The sequence below is a fragment of the Marinomonas sp. 63XJN7_7_ISO-PGPR-S23-202 genome (genome assembly GCF_056173505.1).
The window spans coordinates 2780988-2800979 of the sequence record NZ_CM149677.1 but is presented as its reverse complement, the minus strand read 5'-3'; the positions used below and the strand labels follow the sequence as shown (position 1 = coordinate 2800979).

Genomic DNA, 19992 nt, shown 5'->3' with positions numbered 1-19992 from the left:
GAGAAACAAATGAGTAGCTGGTTAGATAAATTTTTACCGTCAATTGTGCGCAGCGAATCAAAGCGTGGTTCGGGGTCTGTGCCTGAGGGGCTTTGGAAAAAGTGCCCGAAGTGCGACAGTGTATTGTATCGCCCTGAATTAGATAAAAACCTCGATGTTTGCCCAAAATGCCATCATCATTTGCGTGTTAGCGCGCGTCGTCGCTTAGATATCTTTTTGGATCATGAGGGTCGCTATGAAATTGGTGAACACTTAGAGCCTGAAGATAAATTGAAGTTTAAAGACTCTAAACGCTACAAAGATCGATTGGTAGCGGCGCAAAAAGCCACTGGCGAGAAAGATGCCTTAGTCGCAATGGAAGGGGCATTAAATGGCATGCCTGTGGTTGCCGTTGCGTTTGAGTTTAGTTTCCTCGGGGGCTCCATGGGAGCGATTGTCGGGGAGCGCTTTATCCAAGCGGTGAATGTGTGCCTTGAAAAACGTATTCCTTTGATTTGTTTTTCAGCCTCTGGTGGCGCACGTATGCAAGAAGCGTTGATCTCTTTAATGCAAATGGCAAAAACCAGTGCAGGCCTTGAGCGTATGAAGCAAGAAGGTATTCCGTACATTTCGGTGATGACGGATCCCGTATTTGGTGGGGTATCTGCTTCATTGGCTATGTTAGGAGATTTAAACGTTGCTGAGCCAAACGCGTTGATCGGTTTTGCGGGGCCTCGTGTTATTGAGCAAACGGTTCGTGAAAAATTACCGGAAGGGTTCCAGCGCAGTGAATTCCTGATGGAAAAGGGTGCATTGGATATGATCATCAAGCGTAACGAGATGCGTGATCGCCTCTACAATATTTTATCTATGTTGACAAATAGAGCGGCTTAATTGAATGACATCCGAGTCGTTGACTGTGTGTAAGTCTCTGGATGACTGGCTTTCGTATATTGAAAGCCAGCACCCTTCAGAAATTGAATTGGGCTTAGAACGAGGGGCATCGGTTTTAGCTAAGCTTAATGTCGTCAGACCTAAAGCAAAAATCATTACCGTAGCGGGCACCAACGGTAAAGGCTCGACTTGCGCTATGTTGACCCAGTATCTGTGTTCACAAGGTTATTCTGTTGGCACCTACACCTCTCCCCATTTTATCGATTTCAATGAGCGCATCGCAATCAATGATCAACCGTGCGAAGACGATCTAATCTGTCAGGCTTTTAAGACAATCGAATCGGCTCGTGGTGACACGCCGCTGACCTATTTTGAATTTAGCACTTTGGCTGCCTTATGGGTTTTCTCTCAAGCACATTTGGATTATTGGGTGTTGGAAGTGGGCCTTGGTGGTCGACTGGATTCTGTGAATATGGTCGATACCGATGTGGCGGTCGTGACGTCCATCGCGTTGGATCATATCGACTGGCTAGGCGACTCCCTTGAGGTCATTGCTCAGGAAAAGACTGGCATTGCCCGAGCTGGGAAGCTGCTTGTCAGTGGCGTTGTTAACCCCCCTGTATCATTAGCGAATACAGCTAACGATATTGGAGCCATATTGCGTCAAAAAGGCACGGATTTTTCCTACGTTAAGACGAGGGATGTGTGGTCTTGGTCTGGCAACGGTCTTCGCTTTGATGGCTTGCCTATCCCTAATTTGCCCATTGAAAACGCGGCGACGGTTGTGGCCGTGTTAACTTATATGGGGCTGTCTCCAACAAAAGAGGCTTTGGCATCTTTGTTTCGCCACGCCCAATTAACCGGGCGTTTTCAACAAGTATCCAGTGAGCCATTGGTGTACATTGATGTCGCTCATAACCCTGAGGCGGCGGCTGAACTGGCGAATCGGATTGCTGATTTTGAATCGGCTCCTATTGCTGTGTGTGGTATGTTAAAAGACAAAGACATTGACAGTGTCATGGTAATTTTAACTTCGCAATTCTCGTCATGGTATTTTGCGGATTTAGAGGGTGTGCGAGGAGCGAAGGCAGATGAGCTATTTGCCAAGCTGAATCACCCACATAAGCAGTCTTTTTCATCGGTAGCCCAAGCGTATGATGCCGCCGTCGATAAGGCGACCAAGGAGTCAAGGGCCGTCGTTGTATTTGGCTCGTTTGTAACGGTTACAGACTATTTAGAGCATGCTCGCCATTTGCAGCATGATCGAGAAAAAGGTGTTCCATGTTAGATAAAACTTTGACTCATAGATTGATCGGTGCGGGAATTATGATTGCCGCTGCGGCGATTATTCTACCGCAAGTTTTAAATGGTCAACGTCCCCCCGAGCTGGGGGTCCAGGTAGAAGTAAGTAAAGCCCCTGTTTTTCCCGAGGCAAAAATAGCCGCGACTCAGCCTGTAGACAGTTTGTCGGATGAACCTGCTACGAATGATGTCACCCATGTCTCAGTCACAAACAAAGACTCCACCGCAGCGGTTCCAATAAAGCAACCTCAAGATATTACGCTTGTACCAACCGACAAGGCGTCTTTTAAGAAAGACGCTTCTGTGTCAAATCAACCAGCCCAAACGGGGTCCTCTTCATCCAGTGCAGCAAAAGCTTCAACAGACAAGCAAGCTAGCAAAAGCCAACCTAAGCCACAAATAGCGGCTCGTTGGACGGTACAAATTGCCACCTTTGCGAATGAAGCGAATGCAAAACGTTTGGTGGCTAAGTTAAAAAAGGCAAATTACTCGGCATACAGCATCACTAGCAGCTCTCTGAATAAGGTCTATGTTGGGCCTGAGTTTGAGAGAAGTGCGTCTGAGAAAACCATGAATGACATTAAAAAGAAATTTGGTCTCAAGGGATTTGTGACGAAGTTTTCAGAGAATTAGCAATTCGCTTCTGTTAGAATCCTCCGCGATTTTATGGAGACCATTATGAACACAGTAAACTCTATTACTACAATAGATTGGTTGATTATCGCCGTTGTTCTTGTATCGACTTTGTTGAGTTTAAAAAGAGGGTTTGTTAAAGAAGTGTTGTCTCTGGTGACCTGGGTTGTGGCATTTGTCGTGGCTGTGAAGTTTTCGGATAATATGCAGGCTTTACTGGTTCACCAAATTCAGAGCGATCAAATTCGTTATATAGTGGCCTTCGTTGCTTTGTTTGTTGCGACTTTAATCATTTGTGCCTTGGTGAGTTATTTAATAGGCTCGCTCATACAAGTCACGGGATTGTCGAGTACCGACCGAGTATTAGGTATGGTATTTGGCTTTGCGCGAGGCGCTTTAGTGGTCGTGGCGTTTGTATCCTTACTAAGTTTAAGTCCATCAATTGAAAAAACTCAGATGTGGAAAAACTCGACTCTGATCCCTCAATTGGTGTTATTAAAAGATTGGACGCGAGATATGTTAGGCAAGAGTTCGGATGAAATCAGTCCGTCTCTCATAAATCGCGTGCTAAGTAGTTAACGGTTACTTGTAGTAAGTAACCCCCAAAGAAGAACCTTTTTGCGTATTTTACGTAATTTCCCCAAAACGAGGATCTAATACATGTGTGGTATCGTTGGTGTCGTTGGCACGTCCATGGTTAACCAAACCATTTTTGATGCTTTGACTGTCCTGCAACATCGTGGTCAAGATGCAGCCGGAATGGTGACAAGTCATAATGGACTATTATGCTTACGCAAAGACAATGGACCTGTGAGCGAAGTATTTCGTACACGTCATATGAAAAAACTACATGGTAACATTGGCATTGGGCATGCTCGTTACCCCACCGCAGGCACCTCCAGTTCTGCAGAAGCGCAGCCTTTTTATGTTAACTCACCTTACGGTATTTCACTGGCGCATAACGGTAATTTAACCAACACCGCCAAACTCAAACAAGAAGTGTTTGAGTCCGACTTGCGTCATATCAATACAACGTCTGATTCAGAGGTTCTATTGAATGTCTTGGCTCATGAAATGAGTTCAGAAAATAAGTTAATTCCAACGCCTGACGATATCTTTAATGCGCTAGAGCGCGTTTATAAGCGCATTGAAGGTGGGTACGCGGTTGTGGCTCTGATTACAGGTTACGGAATTTTAGCCTTCCGTGATCCTGATGGTATTCGTCCGCTGATTTACGGCTCAAAAATGAGTGAAAATGGTGGCATTGAGTACATGGTGGCCTCCGAAAGTGTCGCTTTAGACGCCGCAGGCTTTACTATTGAACGTGATATTAAGCCAGGTGAAGCAATTTTCTTCGATGTGAACCATAAGGTTCACGTTCGTCAGTGCACACCGAAGAAAGTGCCTCGTCCTTGCTTGTTCGAATATGTATATTTTGCACGTCCCGATACGGTGATTGACAACATTTCCGTCTATAAGGCGCGTATCAATATGGGGGATCGCTTAGCGGCGAAAATCCAACGAGAATGGCAAGATCATGATATTGATGTCGTTATCCCCATTCCAGATACGAGTCGTACGGCGGCATTGCAAATCGCACAGACGTTAAATATCCCATTTCGCGAAGGCTTGGTAAAAAATCGTTATATTGGCCGCACGTTTATCATGCCTGGTCAGGCTGTTCGTAAAAAATCGGTGCGTCAAAAACTCAACCCAGTACCTTTTGAGTTCAAAGACAAAACGGTTTTATTGGTTGATGACTCCATTGTACGGGGTACCACCAGTAAAGAAATTATCGAGATGGCTCGCGAAGCGGGGGCGAAAAAGGTTTACATTGCCTCTGCTGCTCCAGAAGTACGTTACCCGAACGTTTATGGTATCGATATGCCAGCGGTAACGGAATTGATTGCACATGGCCGCAATGTTGATGAAATTTGTGAATTGATTGGAGCGGATAAGCTGATCTTCCAAGATCTGGATGATTTGATTGAGGCCTGTATCGATGAAAAACATTCTGAGGTGCGTGAATTTGATACCTCGGTTTTTGATGGCCAGTACATCACGGGTGATATCGATGACGCGTATTTGGAACGTTTGCAAGAAGCCCGCAATGATTCTAAAAAAACGTCTATTGCCGTGAGCTCTAGCAGTGACATGATGTACCCCATGTAGAAAAATAAGCGATCAGTGATATTTCTAGTAATCATAAAGCCAGGTTATATATAGCCTGGCTTTATTGTTTTAAAACCTGTCGTTTTTTTTAATCTGATTAAGGCACTTTAGGCTGCATTGATTTGATGGGCGTCATTCGGATGAGTTGAAAAAGGCGCATATAGAAGGCCTTTTGATAAAATTATTATGTATAGGGTTGATAAGTAGTAACCAAGTTGGAGAGACAGGAATGCCTGATTATAAAGATGCGACGAATGCCATTCACTCTGGTGTGCGTCAGACGCAGGAGCAAGAAAATAGTGAAGCGATTTTTGCTACCTCTAGCTTCGCTTACGCCAGTGCTGAAGAAGCAGCGACTAAGTTTTCTGGAGAAGAGGATGGCAATGTGTATTCTCGCTTTACAAACCCGACCGTTGAGTTGTTTGAAAAGCGCTTAGCCACATTGGAAAAAGGCGAAGCGGCGATTGCAACCAGTTCCGGTATGGCGGCTTTGATGACCATGGCATACAGTCTGTTGAGTGCTGGCGATAAGGTTGTATGCTCCCGTAACATTTTTGGTTCTACGGTTAAATTCTTTAGTACCTACACAACCAAATTTGGTGTGGAAGTGGTGTATGTGGATGCGACGGATTATCAAGCTTGGGAGGATGCCATCGATGAAAAGACCAAGCTTTGCTATTTTGAAACGCCGTCTAACCCATTGTATGAAGTAGTGGATGTACAACGAGTGGCAGACCTTGCCCATGAGAAGGGCGCGTTATTGTGTGTCGATACAGTCTTGGCAACGCCAGCCCTGCAGAATCCATTGACGCAGGGGGCGGATATCGTGATGCAATCGGCGACGAAGTTCATTGATGGGCAGGGCCGTACACTGGGTGGGGCGCTGATCTCCAGCAAAGAAATAGTGGAAGTGTTCACAGCCTTTATGCGCAGTGCGGGGCCGTGCATGAGCCCTTTTAATGCTTGGGTCTTGGTTAATGGTTTAGAAACCTTGGCACTGCGTATGACCGCTCATTCAGCGAATGCGCTTAAATTGGCCCAGTTTTTAGACGCTCACCCGAAAGTCATAAAAGTGAACTATGGTGGATTGCCAAGCCATAAATATCACGAGCTTGCTAAGAAGCAGCAAAAAGATTTTGGCGGCTTGTTGTCGTTCGAAGTGGAAGGAGGACGTGAAGCGGCGTGGCAAGTGATCAACAGTGCCAAGCTGGTGTCCATTACCGGGAATTTAGGTGATACCAAAACCTTAGTGACGCATCCTGCTACCACCACACACGGTCGATTAACCGATGAAGAAAAAGCCAAAGCAGGCATTGTGGAAGGTTTGATTCGTGTATCTGTGGGGTTGGAAGACATCGAAGACATTATCACGGATTTTGACGGGGCTTTGTCTCAGATCTAGCTAAAACTCATTATTTTGATTGAGTGTCACTGGAAAAGAGAATGCTGTCTTATTGATGCATTCTCTTTTTTTACGTCCGAAGGTTGAAGCAGGACTCCTTGTTAAGTATTTATCTACCTGAATCTTCAAGTTACGGAAATGCGAGTGGCTTGGTGTTCTGAGTTTTTTCTTTTGTGGCTGACTTGGGCATTCTTTCTAAAACAAACTCAGCACGACGGTTTTTAGCACGGTCCGCTGGCGTGTCATTTGGCACAAGTGGGATACTGTCAGCATAACCTGTTGCTGTCATTCTTTCGGGTGAAATGCCTTTGTCTAGGAAGTAGCGCAAAATGGTGGTTGCGCGCATCGCTGACAACTCCCAGTTGCTTGGGAAGCGCGCTGTTTTGATAGGAACATTATCCGTATGACCTTGGATGTTAATGGTATAATTTGGATACTTTTTAAACGTATAGAGTAGGGTGTTTAAGATAAAGTCTGCATCATAACCAATCTGGGCCTCACCCGAGGCGAATAAACTTTTACCATCAACTCGGATGATGAGTTTGTCGCCATTTTCTGAAACAGACACCATTTTGTTGAGTTTATAGGCATCAAGTTGCCTTTTTAGCTCTCGCTCCATCTTGGGAAGGTTTGCGTCAGGGGCATCTTCGTCGGTTTGTGAGTCGGTTTTACCGGATTTTATGTCAGTATTTTTTAGTGGGATGGGGGCAATGACTTTATTACCCCCTTGAACCGGTTTATCGTCTGTTCCTTTGATATCATTTTTGTTTGAAATGGCAATTTGAATAGAGGATAAAGTTGATTCTAGACTCGATTGAGTCATTCTGGACAGCGAAAATAGCAGAATAAAAAACACCAAAAGTAAAGACATTAAATCGGCAAAGGTGAAAATCCAGGTTGGCACATCGTCGTCTTCGAAAAGGGGATCATCCATCGTTTAATCCCTAAGGCCAACAGGTTTACGTTGATGTGCAGGGACATAAGAGGAGAGGCGTTCATACACGGCCAGATAATTATTGCTGCCCATCATGGCGATGGTGCCATCTCGGATGATTTCTAAGGTTTGTATTTCTAAAATGGTTCTGGCTTTGAGCTTTCCCGCAATGGGTTGGAAGATGACCGTTGATAAAATAGAACCATAGAAGGTTGTTAATAACGCAACCGCCATAGCAGGGCCGATGGCTTCCGGGTTATTGAGCTGGGATAGCATTTGAATCAAACCAATTAACGTACCAAGCATGCCAAACGCTGGAGCGTACATCCCCATCTTTTTAAACACATCCTGAACCACATAATGACGCATTTTTAACGAATCGATATCAGCTTGCAGGGTATGGCGAATATAGTCCTCATCGGATGCATCAGAGGCCATATTGAGTGCTCTTTGTAAGAAAGGGGAGTCGGCTTTTTCTCGACTTAATGCCATTAAGCCTTCGCGACGAGCCACTCTGGTTAATTGCAACATGGTAGCAATCATCTGTTGTGGATTCTGTTTGTCCTGAGTAAAAACAATGGCGGCCGCACGAAAAGCGGCCATTGTGTCTTTGAATTGAAACGTAAACAGCGTAGCGGCGATGGTGCCGCCAATGACAATCATAATGCCTGGAACATTGACAAAAATGCTGATATCGCTACTGCCATAAAGAATCGCGGAAACGATTAACGCGAGACCCGAGATGATCCCTACAAAAGACGTAAAATCCATAAATTAATAAGCCTAGTACGATACATAATGTAATAAGATTGACATTATGTAGAGGGTTTATTGACATGACAAGTTATGAATTGTCGATTGTTTTTAATTTTGCCTGGTTTTGCCTCCATCTATGTGTTTTCCCCATCACTGATCTATTGGTTTTTGCGTTATAGATTCAAGCTGATCTAACCTTTCTCGACGGCGATACCCTAATACCAATAAGCATGGGGTGAGTATGAGGGTTAATGGTGTGGCGAAGGTAAGGCCACCTGCGATGGCCGTAGATAACTGAGTCCACCACTGAGAAGAGGGGGCGCCCACACTGATATCCGCTTGCAATAAGTCGATATTGAGCTGAAATACCATAGGAACCAAGCCAAGAATCGTGGTGATGGTGGTGAGCATGACAGGGCGAAGGCGCTGTACCCCTGTTCTCACGGCCGCTTCTTTGACTGATAGTCCCTGGCTTCGCAAGACATTAAAGGTATCGATCAATACAATATTATTATTAACGACGACCCCCGCCAGAGCAATCACCCCGACACCACTCATGACGATTCCAAAAGGATCTCCTTTTATCATTAAGCCAACTAGCACCCCCATGGTAGAGAAAATAACCGCGCTTAAAATCAACACACATTGAAAGAAGTTATTGAACTGTGTCACAAGTATAATGGCCATAATGAAGAAAGCGACGCCAAAGGCTTTCAACAAAAAGGTTTGCGCCTCTTGCTGGTCTTCGCTATTACCTCGAAATTGATAGCTGACAGCCTTAGGCAAATTAGAGTTATCGAGTTCTTTTTTGATTTGCTTAATCACTTGATCAACGACTAATCCATCTTTTACATCAGCGCTAATTTTCACTGTTTTCTTGCCATCTGTACGGTTGATTACCCCCTGCTTTTGAGAGGCGTAGCGATGAATAAAGTTACTGGCAGGAATAGGGCCTTGCTTGGATGGAATTTGCAAATGATCCAGTTGTTCCAAACTGCGATTGTTAATTGGGTAGCGTAGGACAATGTCAATTTTATCGTCTGCCCCTTCCGGTAGGAAGTCGCTCAGTTTGATGCCGTTAGTGACCAGCTTGATAACACTACCTAGAGTATTGACATCAACGCCATAACGGGCGGCTTTGGCCCTATCAATGTCAAAACGCCACTCTACGCCAGGCAGTGACCGATCGTCGTCGACAGAGATAATGGCATCGCTCGCCTTTAGTTTTTTAATCACCGCATCGGCGGTTTTATTGAGTATTTGGCCGTAGTTAGAACTGAGCTGCAATTGAATATCGGTATCGGACTGAGGGCCATTTTGTTGCACCACAGAAGTGACTTGGATACCTGGAATGCGTTTTGTCTTCTCTCGAATGCGCTGTAAAATGACACTGGCAGGTTCTCGCTTATACCAGTCGATAAATTCCATGGTGAGTTTGCCTATACTATCTGGCGCATCATTATTATTGACTTTGGCATAAGAGGTGGTAACTAGGCTGGTAATGTTAGGATTGCCTAGTACGAGTTTCTCAACCTTTTGGACCAATTTGTCTTTTTCCGCCAGTGATAAGTTGCCACGAGCATGGACTTCTAGTTGCGCCACTTCGGGTTCTATATTGGGAAAAAACTCCACCCCTTTGCCAAATTTTCCATAGCTAATAAAAATAGTGATCAATAGCAAAATGGTGGCAAGCAGTACCCAAATAGGGTACTCGATCAGTTTGCTGAGCACGCGGCTGTATGCTCCGACAAATCCCTTAAGTTGTTTTAGATCACCCGATTCCGCTAAGGCTAACGTATTGAGCATTTTGGGTGAATAAGCGCCTTTTTTGCCGATTAAAGAGCCGATGGTTGGGATGATGATAAGCGCCATGACGAGAGAGGAGGAGAGGGTGGCGATAACAGTAATCGGCATAAAACGCATAAACTCTCCGGCAATGCCTGGCCAGAAAAGTAGGGGAAGAAAAACGGCTAGTGTGGTGGCGGTGGAAGCCGTGATGGGCCAGGCCATGCGTTTAGCCGCTTCAGCATAGGCTTCTTTTTTCGTAGCGCCTTCTGCGAGTTTTCGATCGGCATATTCGGTTACAACAATTGCTCCATCTACCAGCATGCCAACACTTAAAATCAAAGCAAACAGCACGACCATGTTGATGGTGTAGCCTTGAATATTGAGGAGTAAAATGCCTGCTAAAAAGGCCCCAGGTATGGCAATGCCAACTAAGAGGGCGCTACGGATACCTAAGGCCCAAACAATAACAATCATCACCAATAACGTGGCGATTAAGACGTTATTAAAGAGATCGTTGAGGGAGGTTTCAATTTGTTTGGATTCGTCTTGGGTAAACTCATACTTCACACCTGCAGGCCACTGTTTACTGGCTTGTTGGGTGATGGCTTTGACCCCATTGATGGTTTCGATGATGTTGGCACCGACTCGCTTAGACACCGCCAGCGTAATACTGTTGCGACCTTCTACACGGGCATGGCTGGTTGGGTCTTCGAACCCGAGTTCTCCACTAGCAATATCTCCTAACAATACTACCTGATCGCCATTTACCTTAATCGGCAAATTTAAAATATCGTCTTTTGTTTTAAGAAGGCCCGGTACTTTAAGAGGAAAACGGCCAGCCCCTGTGTCTAGATTACCCGCGGCGACGAGGCGGTTGTTTTTATCAACAAAATTCATCACATCAGGCAATGAAAGGTTGTAGGTGTTGAGTTTATCTGGGCTCACAACAATGTGCGCTTGTTGCTCCCTATCACCGCTAATTTTTGCCTCAAGTACGCCTGGACTGGCCTCTATTTTATCTTGTAAGTTATTAGCAATTTTACTTAAGGTGGCAAAGTCGACATTACCGTATAAGTTGATGCGTAATACCGGGAAGGTGGATAGATTGATTTCGGTAACCGTGGGCTCATCTACATCGCTTGGAAGTTCACTCTTGGCACGATCGACCTTTTGCTGAGCATCAATTAGCGCTTGATCAATGTCTGTACCTTGCTGGAATTCTAAAATAATCGACGCATGCCCTTCGGACGCGGTGGAGCGAATTTCTTTGAGGCCTTCTAGGCCTTTGAGTTCTTTCTCTAAAGGTTTGACTAACAAGCTGTCGGCATCTTCAGGAGAAATGCCTTCTAATGAGACCGATACATAAGCCATTGGAATGGTGATATCGGGCGTGCTTTCCTTCGCAATGCTGATATAGGAGACAATGCCAGACACAATCACCAAGGCAAATAGTAACAGTACCGTGCGTGATCGTGCGAGAGCGGCATCGATTAAGGTTTGCATAGTATGAATTCCTTTTTGTCCAAATGCGTAGACCGTGTAGCTATGCTAGTTTGTTTGTTCTGCTGGTGGTGTGGCTGCATTGGTATTCTCACTGTCAAAATGAGGCGCTACTTTTTCCCCCGCTTTTACAAAGCCTTGGCCGACGGTAATGATGGTTACCGTATCAGGTAACCCCTCCACCCAGACTTTGTCTCGTTCCGATTTGAGAGGAGTGACTGGTAAAAGTTGAACAACATTGTTTTTATCAAGCGTTTTGACTGCGGTATGTCCTGCCTTATCCAGTGTTAATAAGGCCGCTGAGAAGGCATGAGCATATTGTTGATCCAGTATAAAATCGACATCGGCAGTTATGCCCGCTGGAGCTGTTTGGTTTGGGTTAGCAATGCTGAGTTCCACAGGAATCGTTCTACTTTGCTGGTTTGCGATAGCACTGATGTAGTCGACTGAGCCCATAGTGGTATAGCCAGAGTCGAGTTTCACCTTACCTTTTGTCCCGAGATGAATGTGCTGTATTTTATTTTGAGGAATGGCCACTTCGATGTGTAGAGGGTTGAGGGAAACAAGAGTACCGATGGTCGCATCTTTTGCTAATTGTTGCCCATTTTCCACCTCTACCGTATTCATTACACCATCAAAGGGGGCGGTAATCGTCGCGTTTTCGAACTGCACCTCAAGCTGCTTAAGATTGCTTTTGGCTGTCCCTAATAAGGTTTTCGCTTCGGCCAATTTGACCTGAGAAGAAAGGTTGCTTTTGTTTAATTTTGTGATGCCATCCAGTTCTAAACGGCGCTGTTTGACGAGGAGGCGAGCTTCTTCTAATTGAGCTTTTAAGCTCCGAGTATCGACTTTGAGCAGTACATCACCGGCTTTGACAAGATCGCCTTTTTTAACCAGCAGCGACGTGATTTTTCCTGCATATTGGTTGTGAAGCGTGAGCGTCTTCCCCGCCATGGTTTGACCAGATAGCGTCAAATGCAAATCAATTTTTTGGGCGTGCAGTTGTTGGGCTTGTACAGACGTCAGTGAGCTCGTCTTTGCGGACGATTTGGCCATCGGATCGGCTGTAGAAGATAGGGCATCTGCTTTTTTACTGTCGTGTTGTGCGGTAATAATGCCTTTTCCACCGATCAATAACCAGCTAGCAATGATGACGATGATGAGTATTGCCGTCATCGGCCCCAACTTAGTTTTCAACGCCATTTATATCTCCTTATTTAGCTGACATTGGCTTCTTATTACGAGCGAATCGGATCTAGATACCGCGTGAGATTATAGGCATAAAAAATCCCTATTAACACATTATTGCCACGATTATTGCAAAAAGCTTAAGGTGTGAGGTGATTGGGCTGTTTTTTTAAAAAACGGGCGTACCATAAAAACCGTTCATCTAAATAGGATTTTTGCTTTTTGGAGTGCTGTATTCACTAAACCTTCATTAGGAAGAGTGCTACTATAGCGCCACAAAAAATTTACACTATTTTATATGGATAGATATGAGTCTATTGTCGTTAGAACAGGTTAGTGTTGCATTCGGACATAATCCGTTGCTGTCGAAAATCAGCTTTTCTGCTGAAGCGGGTGAGCGTGTTGCCATCATTGGTCGTAATGGTGCGGGTAAATCCACTTTTTTAAAAGTGGTTGCAGGTGAACAGATACCAGATGAAGGCGTGGTTCGTATTGAAGGGGGCATGAAAATCGCTCAGCTTCCTCAAGAACTGCCAGATGCCAATGAAAAAACCGTTCGTGAAGTCGTCAGTGAAGGGGCAGGTCAAGCCCATCATTTGATGAAACGCTACTTTTCCTTGTTAGAGGATTTTGAAAACGATCACTCCCATGAGCTTGGTGAGATTCAGGCTGAGTTAGATAAAATCCAAGGGTGGGATCTAGAACAACGAGTGAACCATATGGTTCAGCGGTTGAGGCTGCCTGCTGAAAAACTCATGTCGGAGTTATCTGGTGGCTGGCGTCGTCGCGTTATTTTGGCACAGGCGTTAATTTCGAATCCCGATATTCTGCTACTTGATGAGCCAACCAACCATTTGGACGTACCAACCATCGAATGGATGGAACAACAGCTTCAACAATTCCGTGGTCTGATCTTATTTATTACCCACGACCGTCGTTTCCTAGAGAAGCTGGCCAATCGTATCGTGGAACTGGATCGTGGTAATTTGATTTCTTTCACTGGAAACATTCATGAGTTTCTTGTTTTCAAAGAAAAATTGCTCGAAGAAGAAGAACGTGCCAATGCTCTGTTTGATAAGCGTTTGGCTGAAGAGGAAGTCTGGATACGCCAAGGGATAAAAGCCCGTCGTACGCGTAACGAGGGGCGTGTTCGTGCGTTGAAAGCTTTACGTCAAGAACGTTCCGAACGTATTAATCGTCAAGGTAATGCAAAAATGGCGATTGAAACTAAAGATAAATCGGGCAAGCTGGTGGCGGAATTCACACAAGTAGGTCATGCATTTGACGATAAAGTGATTCTGAACCCCATGGATTTTATTGTGAACCGCGGTGATCGTATTGGCCTGATTGGGCCAAACGGCTGTGGTAAAAGTACGTTTTTAAAAATCCTGCTGGGGGATTTGAAACCAAAATCCGGCACTGTTCGTCAGGGAACCAAGCTGAATGTTGCTTATTTTGATCAACTGCGTGAGCAACTTGATCCTGAGCAAACGGTGGCAGAAAACGTTGGTGAAGGCAAAGATACCATCGACATTAACGGCCAAAGCAAACATGTGATTGGTTATCTTGGAGATTTTCTGTTTCCTCCTGAACGGGCACGTACCCCTGTTAAAGCATTATCGGGCGGTGAACGAAACCGTGTATTGTTGGCGAAACTCTTCACGAAGCCTGCTAACTTGCTGATCATGGATGAGCCGACCAACGATCTAGACGTCGAAACCCTAGAGCTTCTGGAAGAACTGTTAATGAATTACGATGGCACTTTGCTGCTCGTGAGTCACGATCGTTCATTTCTAGATAACGTGGTGACGAGTGTGATTGCCTTTGAAGGCGAAGGCAAGGTGAAAGAGTACGTTGGTGGTTACCAAGACTGGATCCGTCAAGGTGGTAAGTTCCCCGCAGAATCCACGTCGCAAACGGATGATGTACCAACTAAAAAAGAGCAAGCAAAAGCCGAAGCAAAAAAAGTTGCAGAAGCCACCCAGCAAGCGACTTCTAAACCAGCAGCCTCCACCCCTAAACCAAAAACAAAGCTGAGTTATAAACTGCAGCGTGAATTTGATGCAATGCCAGAGACAATTGCTAAGTTAGAAGAGGACATTGCCGCTTTACAGGCCATAACGAGTTCTCCTGATTTTTATACAAGTGATGCGCAGAACATTGAGCAAACCTTGGCAAAGATGGCAGACAAAGAACAAGAGCTTGAAACCATGATGGAACGTTGGCTAGAGCTTGAAACTATGCAGAATGGGTAATTTATGACACAAAAAATCCAACCAGTTTCTTTTATATCGCGTTTTTTTGGTGCCTTTGGCCAATTCTTCAAATATATGGGGAGTGGTGATTATGCTGCTCGCTGTCAGCGTGTAGGGCAAGGTGAGTTACTGGCATTTGAAGCTGAGCCCAAAGTGATTACCAAAGAAGTCGAAATCATTCGGGAAGTCGAAGTGGCGTCACCAACGCTTGATACCGTCAATGAAGACGGGGCTCATCAATTATTGCAATTGCTTCAGCAGGAAGCACGTTTTATCGACTTTCTACAAGAAAGCATAGATGAGTACAGTGATGCCGATGTCGGTGCAGCGTCTCGGCAAATTCATGCGGGTTGCGCAAAAGTATTAAAGCAGCATTTCACTATTGATGTGGTGTCTCTCGACGTAGTGAACAGCGCTGCCGAAAATAGCCGAGTAGAAGTGCCTGCGGATTACGATGCGAAGCAAGTTAAGCTGGAAGGGCGAGTGGAAGGCAAAGGGCCTTATAAGGGCACCTTGATCCACCCAGGCTGGAAAATCACTGAAACGCGCTTACCTAAAGTCAGTGATACTGACAATTTAACCATATTAGCGCCAGCCGAAATCGAGGTATAAACAATGAATCAATATTTTATTGGTATCGATTTGGGTACCACGCATTCGGCTGTCTATTATTCACAGTCTGCTCAGGTGTCATCAGACACTCACTCCATGCCAGCGGCTATTCAGCAGTTATTGATTCCGCAGTTTATCGCTGCGGGTCAAGTTGATGCTCGACCTTTGCTGCCATCTTTTGTGTATTTTCCCCATCAAAGTGAGTTTTTAGACAGCGATTTACAGTTGCCTTGGGGAAGTACGTCATCAGTGGTTGGACAATTGGCCCGCGAACTGGGGGCTAAGTCGGCTGGTCGACTGGTTCAAAGTGCCAAAAGCTGGTTATGTCATGCTAGGGTGAGTGCCGATGAAGCTGTCTTGCCCGTTGATGCCTTACCAGAAGTGCAAAAAGTCTCACCTGCACAAGTGACAGAAACCTTATTATCTCATTTAGTGAGTGCTTGGGAGCATCAATTTCCCAATGCGCCTATCGCGGAACAAACCGTGGTGATTACTGTGCCAGCCTCATTTGATCCTGCTGCTCGGACCATTACCGAGCAAGCGGCCGCGAAAATCGGCTTGCGAGCCCGCTTGATTGAAGAGCCATTAGCTGCCTTTTATGCTTGGTTAAGTGATCAGCAAAACTGGACCGACAGTCTGGACGTCAACGAGCACATCCTTGTGGTCGATGTGGGGGGCGGCACAACGGATTTATCGCTCATCAAAGCCGTCGACCAAGATGGAGCGTTGGGCTTAGAGCGTCTGGCGGTTGGTCGACATATTTTGCTTGGTGGCGATAATATGGATCTAACCTTAACCTACCATATGGCGGCACAACTTGCGCAAAATGGTACGAACCTTGAGCCTTGGCAAATTAGTGGTTTGACGCAAGCTTGTCGTGAGGCGAAAGAGCGTTTGCTGTCGAATCCGGATTTACAAGATGCGAGCGTGGTGGTGCCAAGCCGAGGTCGTAGTCTGTTTAACAACAGTATCAAAGCGACATTGACGCAAAACGATGTACAGCAATTATTAATTGACGGTTTTTTCCCGCAAGTCACGTTAGGTGAGCAAGCTCAAAAAAATGCCCGTAGCGGTTTTAGCACCATCAATTTAGAGTACGAAGGCGATCCTGCGATTACCCGTCATATTAGTGAGTTTTTATCTCAACACGATGTAACGCCGAGCAAAATATTGTTAAACGGCGGTGTATTTAATGCTGGTGTCATTCGCTCAACACTTGAGGCGCGTTTGGCCTATATGTTGGGGGACAGCAAATTTACCATGCTGACGCCTTCACACTTAGACCACGCCGTTGCTAAAGGTGCAACTTACTATGCCCAAGTTCAAGCGCAAGGTGGTGTTAAAGTAAAAAGTGGTTTGGCGGCGAATTACTATATTGGTGTGGCAAGCCCAATGCCAGCGATTCCAGGTATGGCGCCGCCGGTTGACGCGATTTGTGTGGCGCCTTTTGGTTTGGAGGAAGGCTCAGAAGAGCAAATGCTGCCGAATGAATTCTCTCTGGTAGTGGGGGAAAGGGTGACATTCCGCTTCTTCCAATCGCAAAGCAGTGATGTGGATGAGGTAGGTAACGTTATTTCTTCATTCTCTCTTGGCCAGTTAAATGAGTTGAATCCTTTGTCGATTCGTTTAGATGCAGGGCATTACCATGAAGGAGACATGGTACGTATCTATTTGACCGCACGAGTGACGGAGTTAGGCCTACTATTATTGCAAGCGCACGATACGCAATCTGACCTAAGTTGGACCATTGAGTTTCAAGTTAGGGAGGCATAAATATGACACAACCGACGTTTCGCGTAGGCATTGATTTAGGGACAACCAATTGTGTTGTCTCTTATATTCCTGCCTCGACAGAGGCTTCTTCTGTGAATGCCTCGTCAGTATTGCCCACGCCACAACTGTTACCCATTCCTCAAGTGATGGCGGATGGGTCGGTGCAAGAGTTTACCCATTTACCGAGCGCCATTTATTTATTGGCGTCGGATGAAATAGGCAAACTGGACCCTGTATTGCCTTGGCGTCATCATGATAAAGAACGAGTGGTGGGGATGGGGGCATTAGCCCTTGGACAGCGTCGGGCAGGGCAACTGGTGCAAAGTGCGAAGAGCTGGTTGAGCCATCGCCAGGTCGATCGTCGTTCACCAATTCTTCCTTGGGCAAGTGAGTTCGCGAAAAAAGTCAGTCCATTAGAGGCGAGCAAAACCCTTTTACAACACATTAAACAAAGTTGGGATCATCGTTTCCCTACGGCGCCTTTAGCTTCTCAATCCATTGCCTTAACTCTCCCTGCTTCTTTTGACGAAGAGGCGAGAGCCTTAACGTTAGAAGCTGCTAAATTGGCTGGCTTGGACAACCTCTATCTGCTTGAAGAGCCTCAAGCCGCTTGTTACCACTACATCAGTGATGATAATCGTCTCGCCGCCCTGTCCGATAAGAAAATGCTCTTAGTGGTCGATATTGGTGGGGGAACCAGCGATTTTAGTTTAGTGGCGATTCGCTCTGTGGAAAACACAGCGAATGTGGAAAGCGAGCAGAATGCTGCGATTTCCCTAAAGCGTATTGCCGTGGGCGAGCATTTGTTACTGGGGGGCGATAATTTAGATCAAGCACTGGCATTTCAGCTTGATCCTAAACAAATTTCCGCTTTATCAGCAACTCGACTGGCTGCTTTGGTTCAGCAGACCCGTCAGGCGAAAGAAACATTTCTAGGACCGAACGCGCCAGAGTCGTTAAACATCACTGTTTTGGGGGGCGGTAGTCGATTAATAGGTGGGTCACAAAAGTTTAATGTCTCAAGAGGGGCGCTATTAGAGCAAGTCAGTCAGGGTTTTTTCCCCTTAGTCGGTGCCAATGATAAGGTGCAAAAAAACGATTACGCGATGCATACCTTGGGCTTGCCTTATGAATCAGACCCTGCTTTTACACGTCATCTGGCGGCTTTTTTACAGCAACATAAAGCGGCGATTGAGGCCGTGACGGGGTCGGCTATGCCGGATGCCGTGTTGTTTAACGGGGGATTATTTAATAGCCCAGTGTTAAAAGATCGCCTAGTGGAACAGTTGAACGCTTGGTGTGCTGAGCCCATTTTGGTGTGTACTGCAGACGAGCCCAATAATGCTGTTGCTAAAGGGGCCGCCATGTACTTAAACGCGTTGGCGGGAGAAAGTACGCGTATTGAAAGTGGCGTGGCACACAGCCTGTATTTGAAAGTGGGCGACGATCAATTTGTGGGTATTTTGCCCAAAGGGACGCTTAAGGGTGAAACCATTACCTTAGGCCAAGCTTTTTTTGTCACCTTGGGTCAGCAAGTGCAGTTTCCTTTATATCGTTCGGATGATCATGTTGAGTGCTTAGTGGGAGCGGTGCGTAGTGAAGATGGGCTACATTATATTTCTACATTAACAACTGAGCTTGATGGCTCTACTGAGTCAGAAGAGTGTGCTGTGACTTTAGCGGTTCAGATGACAGAAGTCGGGGTATTACAAGTATTGCTGAAGGCGAATAATCAGCGTGATCAGTGGCGTTTGGATTTTTCCACGCAATCTCGTCCTTCACAAGGCTCTTCACAAGGTACGTCTGGACATGATAATTCAGGACAGGTCGATGAAAGTGGTTTGCTGCACGCTAATATGGGGCAAGCAGAAGAGCATCTTGCCAAATGCTTTTCAAGCGTGGGTCAAAAACAACAGCCTGACTTAGTCAAATCGCTTAAACAAGATTTGGAGCAGTTACTAGGTAATCGAGATGATTGGAACCTAGCCACGTCTCGTCGTTTGGCTGACAAATTACTTAGCTTAAAATCTGGTCGACTCAAAAGTGCTCAACATGAACGCCAGTGGTTACAGCTTGTTGGTTACTGCTTGCGTCCAGGTTATGGTGCCAGTGAGGATTTAGCCCGTGTTCAGCAAGTGGTCAATATCACAAAAGCGGGCACACAATTTGATATCGCACCAGTGTGGGGACAATACTGGACGCTTTACCGTCGCATTGCAGGCGGCTTATCTACCGAGCAGCAAACGCATCTGTTTAAACAGTTTAGTCAGTACTACTCACCACCAGGGCAACGCTCTCGAGATAAAATGAAAGCGCTAACAACCAAGTCCAGCGACGATTTGATTCGCCTTGTGGGGGCGTTAGAAAACCTATCGATGGATGACAAACAGACTGCGATTGATTGGTTGCTCAAGCGTTTAAAAAAATCCTCTGAGCCAGACACTGCATGGTGGACAGTAGGACGTATTACTTCGCGCCATTTGTTATCAGGCCAGCAAGAACAACGAATTGAAGAGAAGAAACTTCTCCCAATATTGGACTTGGTCCTCAAAGAGGATTGGAAAAAACGCAAACAAGCGGGTCTTGCAGCGGTGCTGATGAGTCAAATGAGCCTTGGTGAATCTAAGGAGTTAACTGGTTATCGCAAGAAAATCGCCAATAAACTGAAAAAAGACAAATGCCCAGCTCAATGGCTAGAACGCCTAGAAAGTCGCCATGAAATTAATAGCGATGAACTGAATGCGTTAGTCGGTGAAAGTTTGCCCATAGGGCTTCGTTTATGACATGCGTACCCTCTTTGCTCT

At 45.7% G+C, this 19992-nt stretch carries 14 protein-coding genes; 10 read left to right on the top strand and 4 right to left on the bottom strand.

Features of this window, described 5'->3' with window-relative positions; translation table 11 throughout:
• The first annotated feature begins 9 nt into the window (after positions 1–9).
• The 6 genes from accD to AC0VYG_RS12960 all read left to right on the top strand — a co-directional run bounded on the left by accD (position 10) and on the right by AC0VYG_RS12960 (position 6382).
• Positions 10–873, top strand: coding sequence for an acetyl-CoA carboxylase, carboxyltransferase subunit beta (gene accD, locus AC0VYG_RS12985; RefSeq protein ID WP_475428422.1), 864 nt, complete (start codon positions 10–12; stop codon positions 871–873).
• A 4-nt stretch (positions 874–877) separates the two neighbouring features.
• Positions 878–2161, top strand: a complete 1284-nt coding sequence (gene folC / locus AC0VYG_RS12980) for a bifunctional tetrahydrofolate synthase/dihydrofolate synthase (protein ID WP_475428421.1) — start codon at positions 878–880, stop codon at positions 2159–2161.
• Complete coding sequence (locus tag AC0VYG_RS12975) at positions 2155–2808, top strand: SPOR domain-containing protein (RefSeq protein ID WP_475428420.1); 654 nt, start codon at positions 2155–2157, stop codon at positions 2806–2808. The genes folC and AC0VYG_RS12975 overlap by 7 nt, the downstream gene beginning before the upstream one ends.
• Before the next feature lie 45 nt (positions 2809–2853).
• Positions 2854–3387, top strand: coding sequence for a CvpA family protein (locus tag AC0VYG_RS12970; RefSeq protein WP_475428419.1), 534 nt, complete (start codon positions 2854–2856; stop codon positions 3385–3387).
• Positions 3388–3468: 81 nt separating this feature from the next.
• Positions 3469–4980, top strand: a complete 1512-nt coding sequence (gene purF / locus AC0VYG_RS12965; RefSeq protein ID WP_475428418.1) for an amidophosphoribosyltransferase — start codon at positions 3469–3471, stop codon at positions 4978–4980.
• Between the two features lie 229 nt (positions 4981–5209).
• The gene (locus AC0VYG_RS12960) at positions 5210–6382 is read left to right on the top strand and encodes an O-succinylhomoserine sulfhydrylase (protein ID WP_475428417.1); all 1173 of its coding nucleotides are present in this window, start codon (positions 5210–5212) and stop codon (positions 6380–6382) included.
• Between the two features lie 130 nt (positions 6383–6512).
• Here the strand turns inward: AC0VYG_RS12960 and AC0VYG_RS12955 are convergent, their stop codons facing one another.
• The 4 genes from AC0VYG_RS12955 to AC0VYG_RS12940 all read right to left on the bottom strand — a co-directional run bounded on the left by AC0VYG_RS12955 (position 6513) and on the right by AC0VYG_RS12940 (position 12563).
• Entirely contained in the window at positions 6513–7316 is an 804-nt protein-coding gene (locus AC0VYG_RS12955) for an OmpA/MotB family protein (protein WP_475428416.1), read from the bottom strand.
• A 3-nt stretch (positions 7317–7319) separates the two neighbouring features.
• Positions 7320–8087: a motility protein A gene (locus AC0VYG_RS12950; protein ID WP_067020414.1), complete on the bottom strand. Its 768-nt coding sequence runs from the start codon at positions 8085–8087 to the stop codon at positions 7320–7322.
• Positions 8088–8222: 135 nt separating this feature from the next.
• Positions 8223–11363: an efflux RND transporter permease subunit gene (locus tag AC0VYG_RS12945; protein WP_475428415.1), complete on the bottom strand. Its 3141-nt coding sequence runs from the start codon at positions 11361–11363 to the stop codon at positions 8223–8225.
• Positions 11364–11408: 45 nt separating this feature from the next.
• Positions 11409–12563, bottom strand: a complete 1155-nt coding sequence (locus AC0VYG_RS12940) for an efflux RND transporter periplasmic adaptor subunit (RefSeq protein ID WP_475428414.1) — start codon at positions 12561–12563, stop codon at positions 11409–11411.
• Between the two features lie 293 nt (positions 12564–12856).
• Between AC0VYG_RS12940 and AC0VYG_RS12935 the strand changes: the two genes are divergently transcribed.
• From AC0VYG_RS12935 to AC0VYG_RS12920, 4 genes are read left to right on the top strand one after another with little or no spacing between them, the layout of a single operon-like run.
• A complete protein-coding gene (locus AC0VYG_RS12935) occupies positions 12857–14803 on the top strand; it encodes an ATP-binding cassette domain-containing protein (protein ID WP_475428413.1) in 1947 nt (648 codons plus the stop codon).
• A 3-nt stretch (positions 14804–14806) separates the two neighbouring features.
• A complete protein-coding gene (locus AC0VYG_RS12930; RefSeq protein ID WP_475428412.1) occupies positions 14807–15415 on the top strand; it encodes a DUF2760 domain-containing protein in 609 nt (202 codons plus the stop codon).
• A 3-nt stretch (positions 15416–15418) separates the two neighbouring features.
• Positions 15419–17188, top strand: a complete 1770-nt coding sequence (locus tag AC0VYG_RS12925) for an Hsp70 family protein (protein ID WP_475428411.1) — start codon at positions 15419–15421, stop codon at positions 17186–17188.
• Between the two features lie 2 nt (positions 17189–17190).
• Complete coding sequence (locus AC0VYG_RS12920) at positions 17191–19971, top strand: Hsp70 family protein (RefSeq protein WP_475428410.1); 2781 nt, start codon at positions 17191–17193, stop codon at positions 19969–19971.
• Positions 19972–19992: the final 21 nt, after the last annotated feature.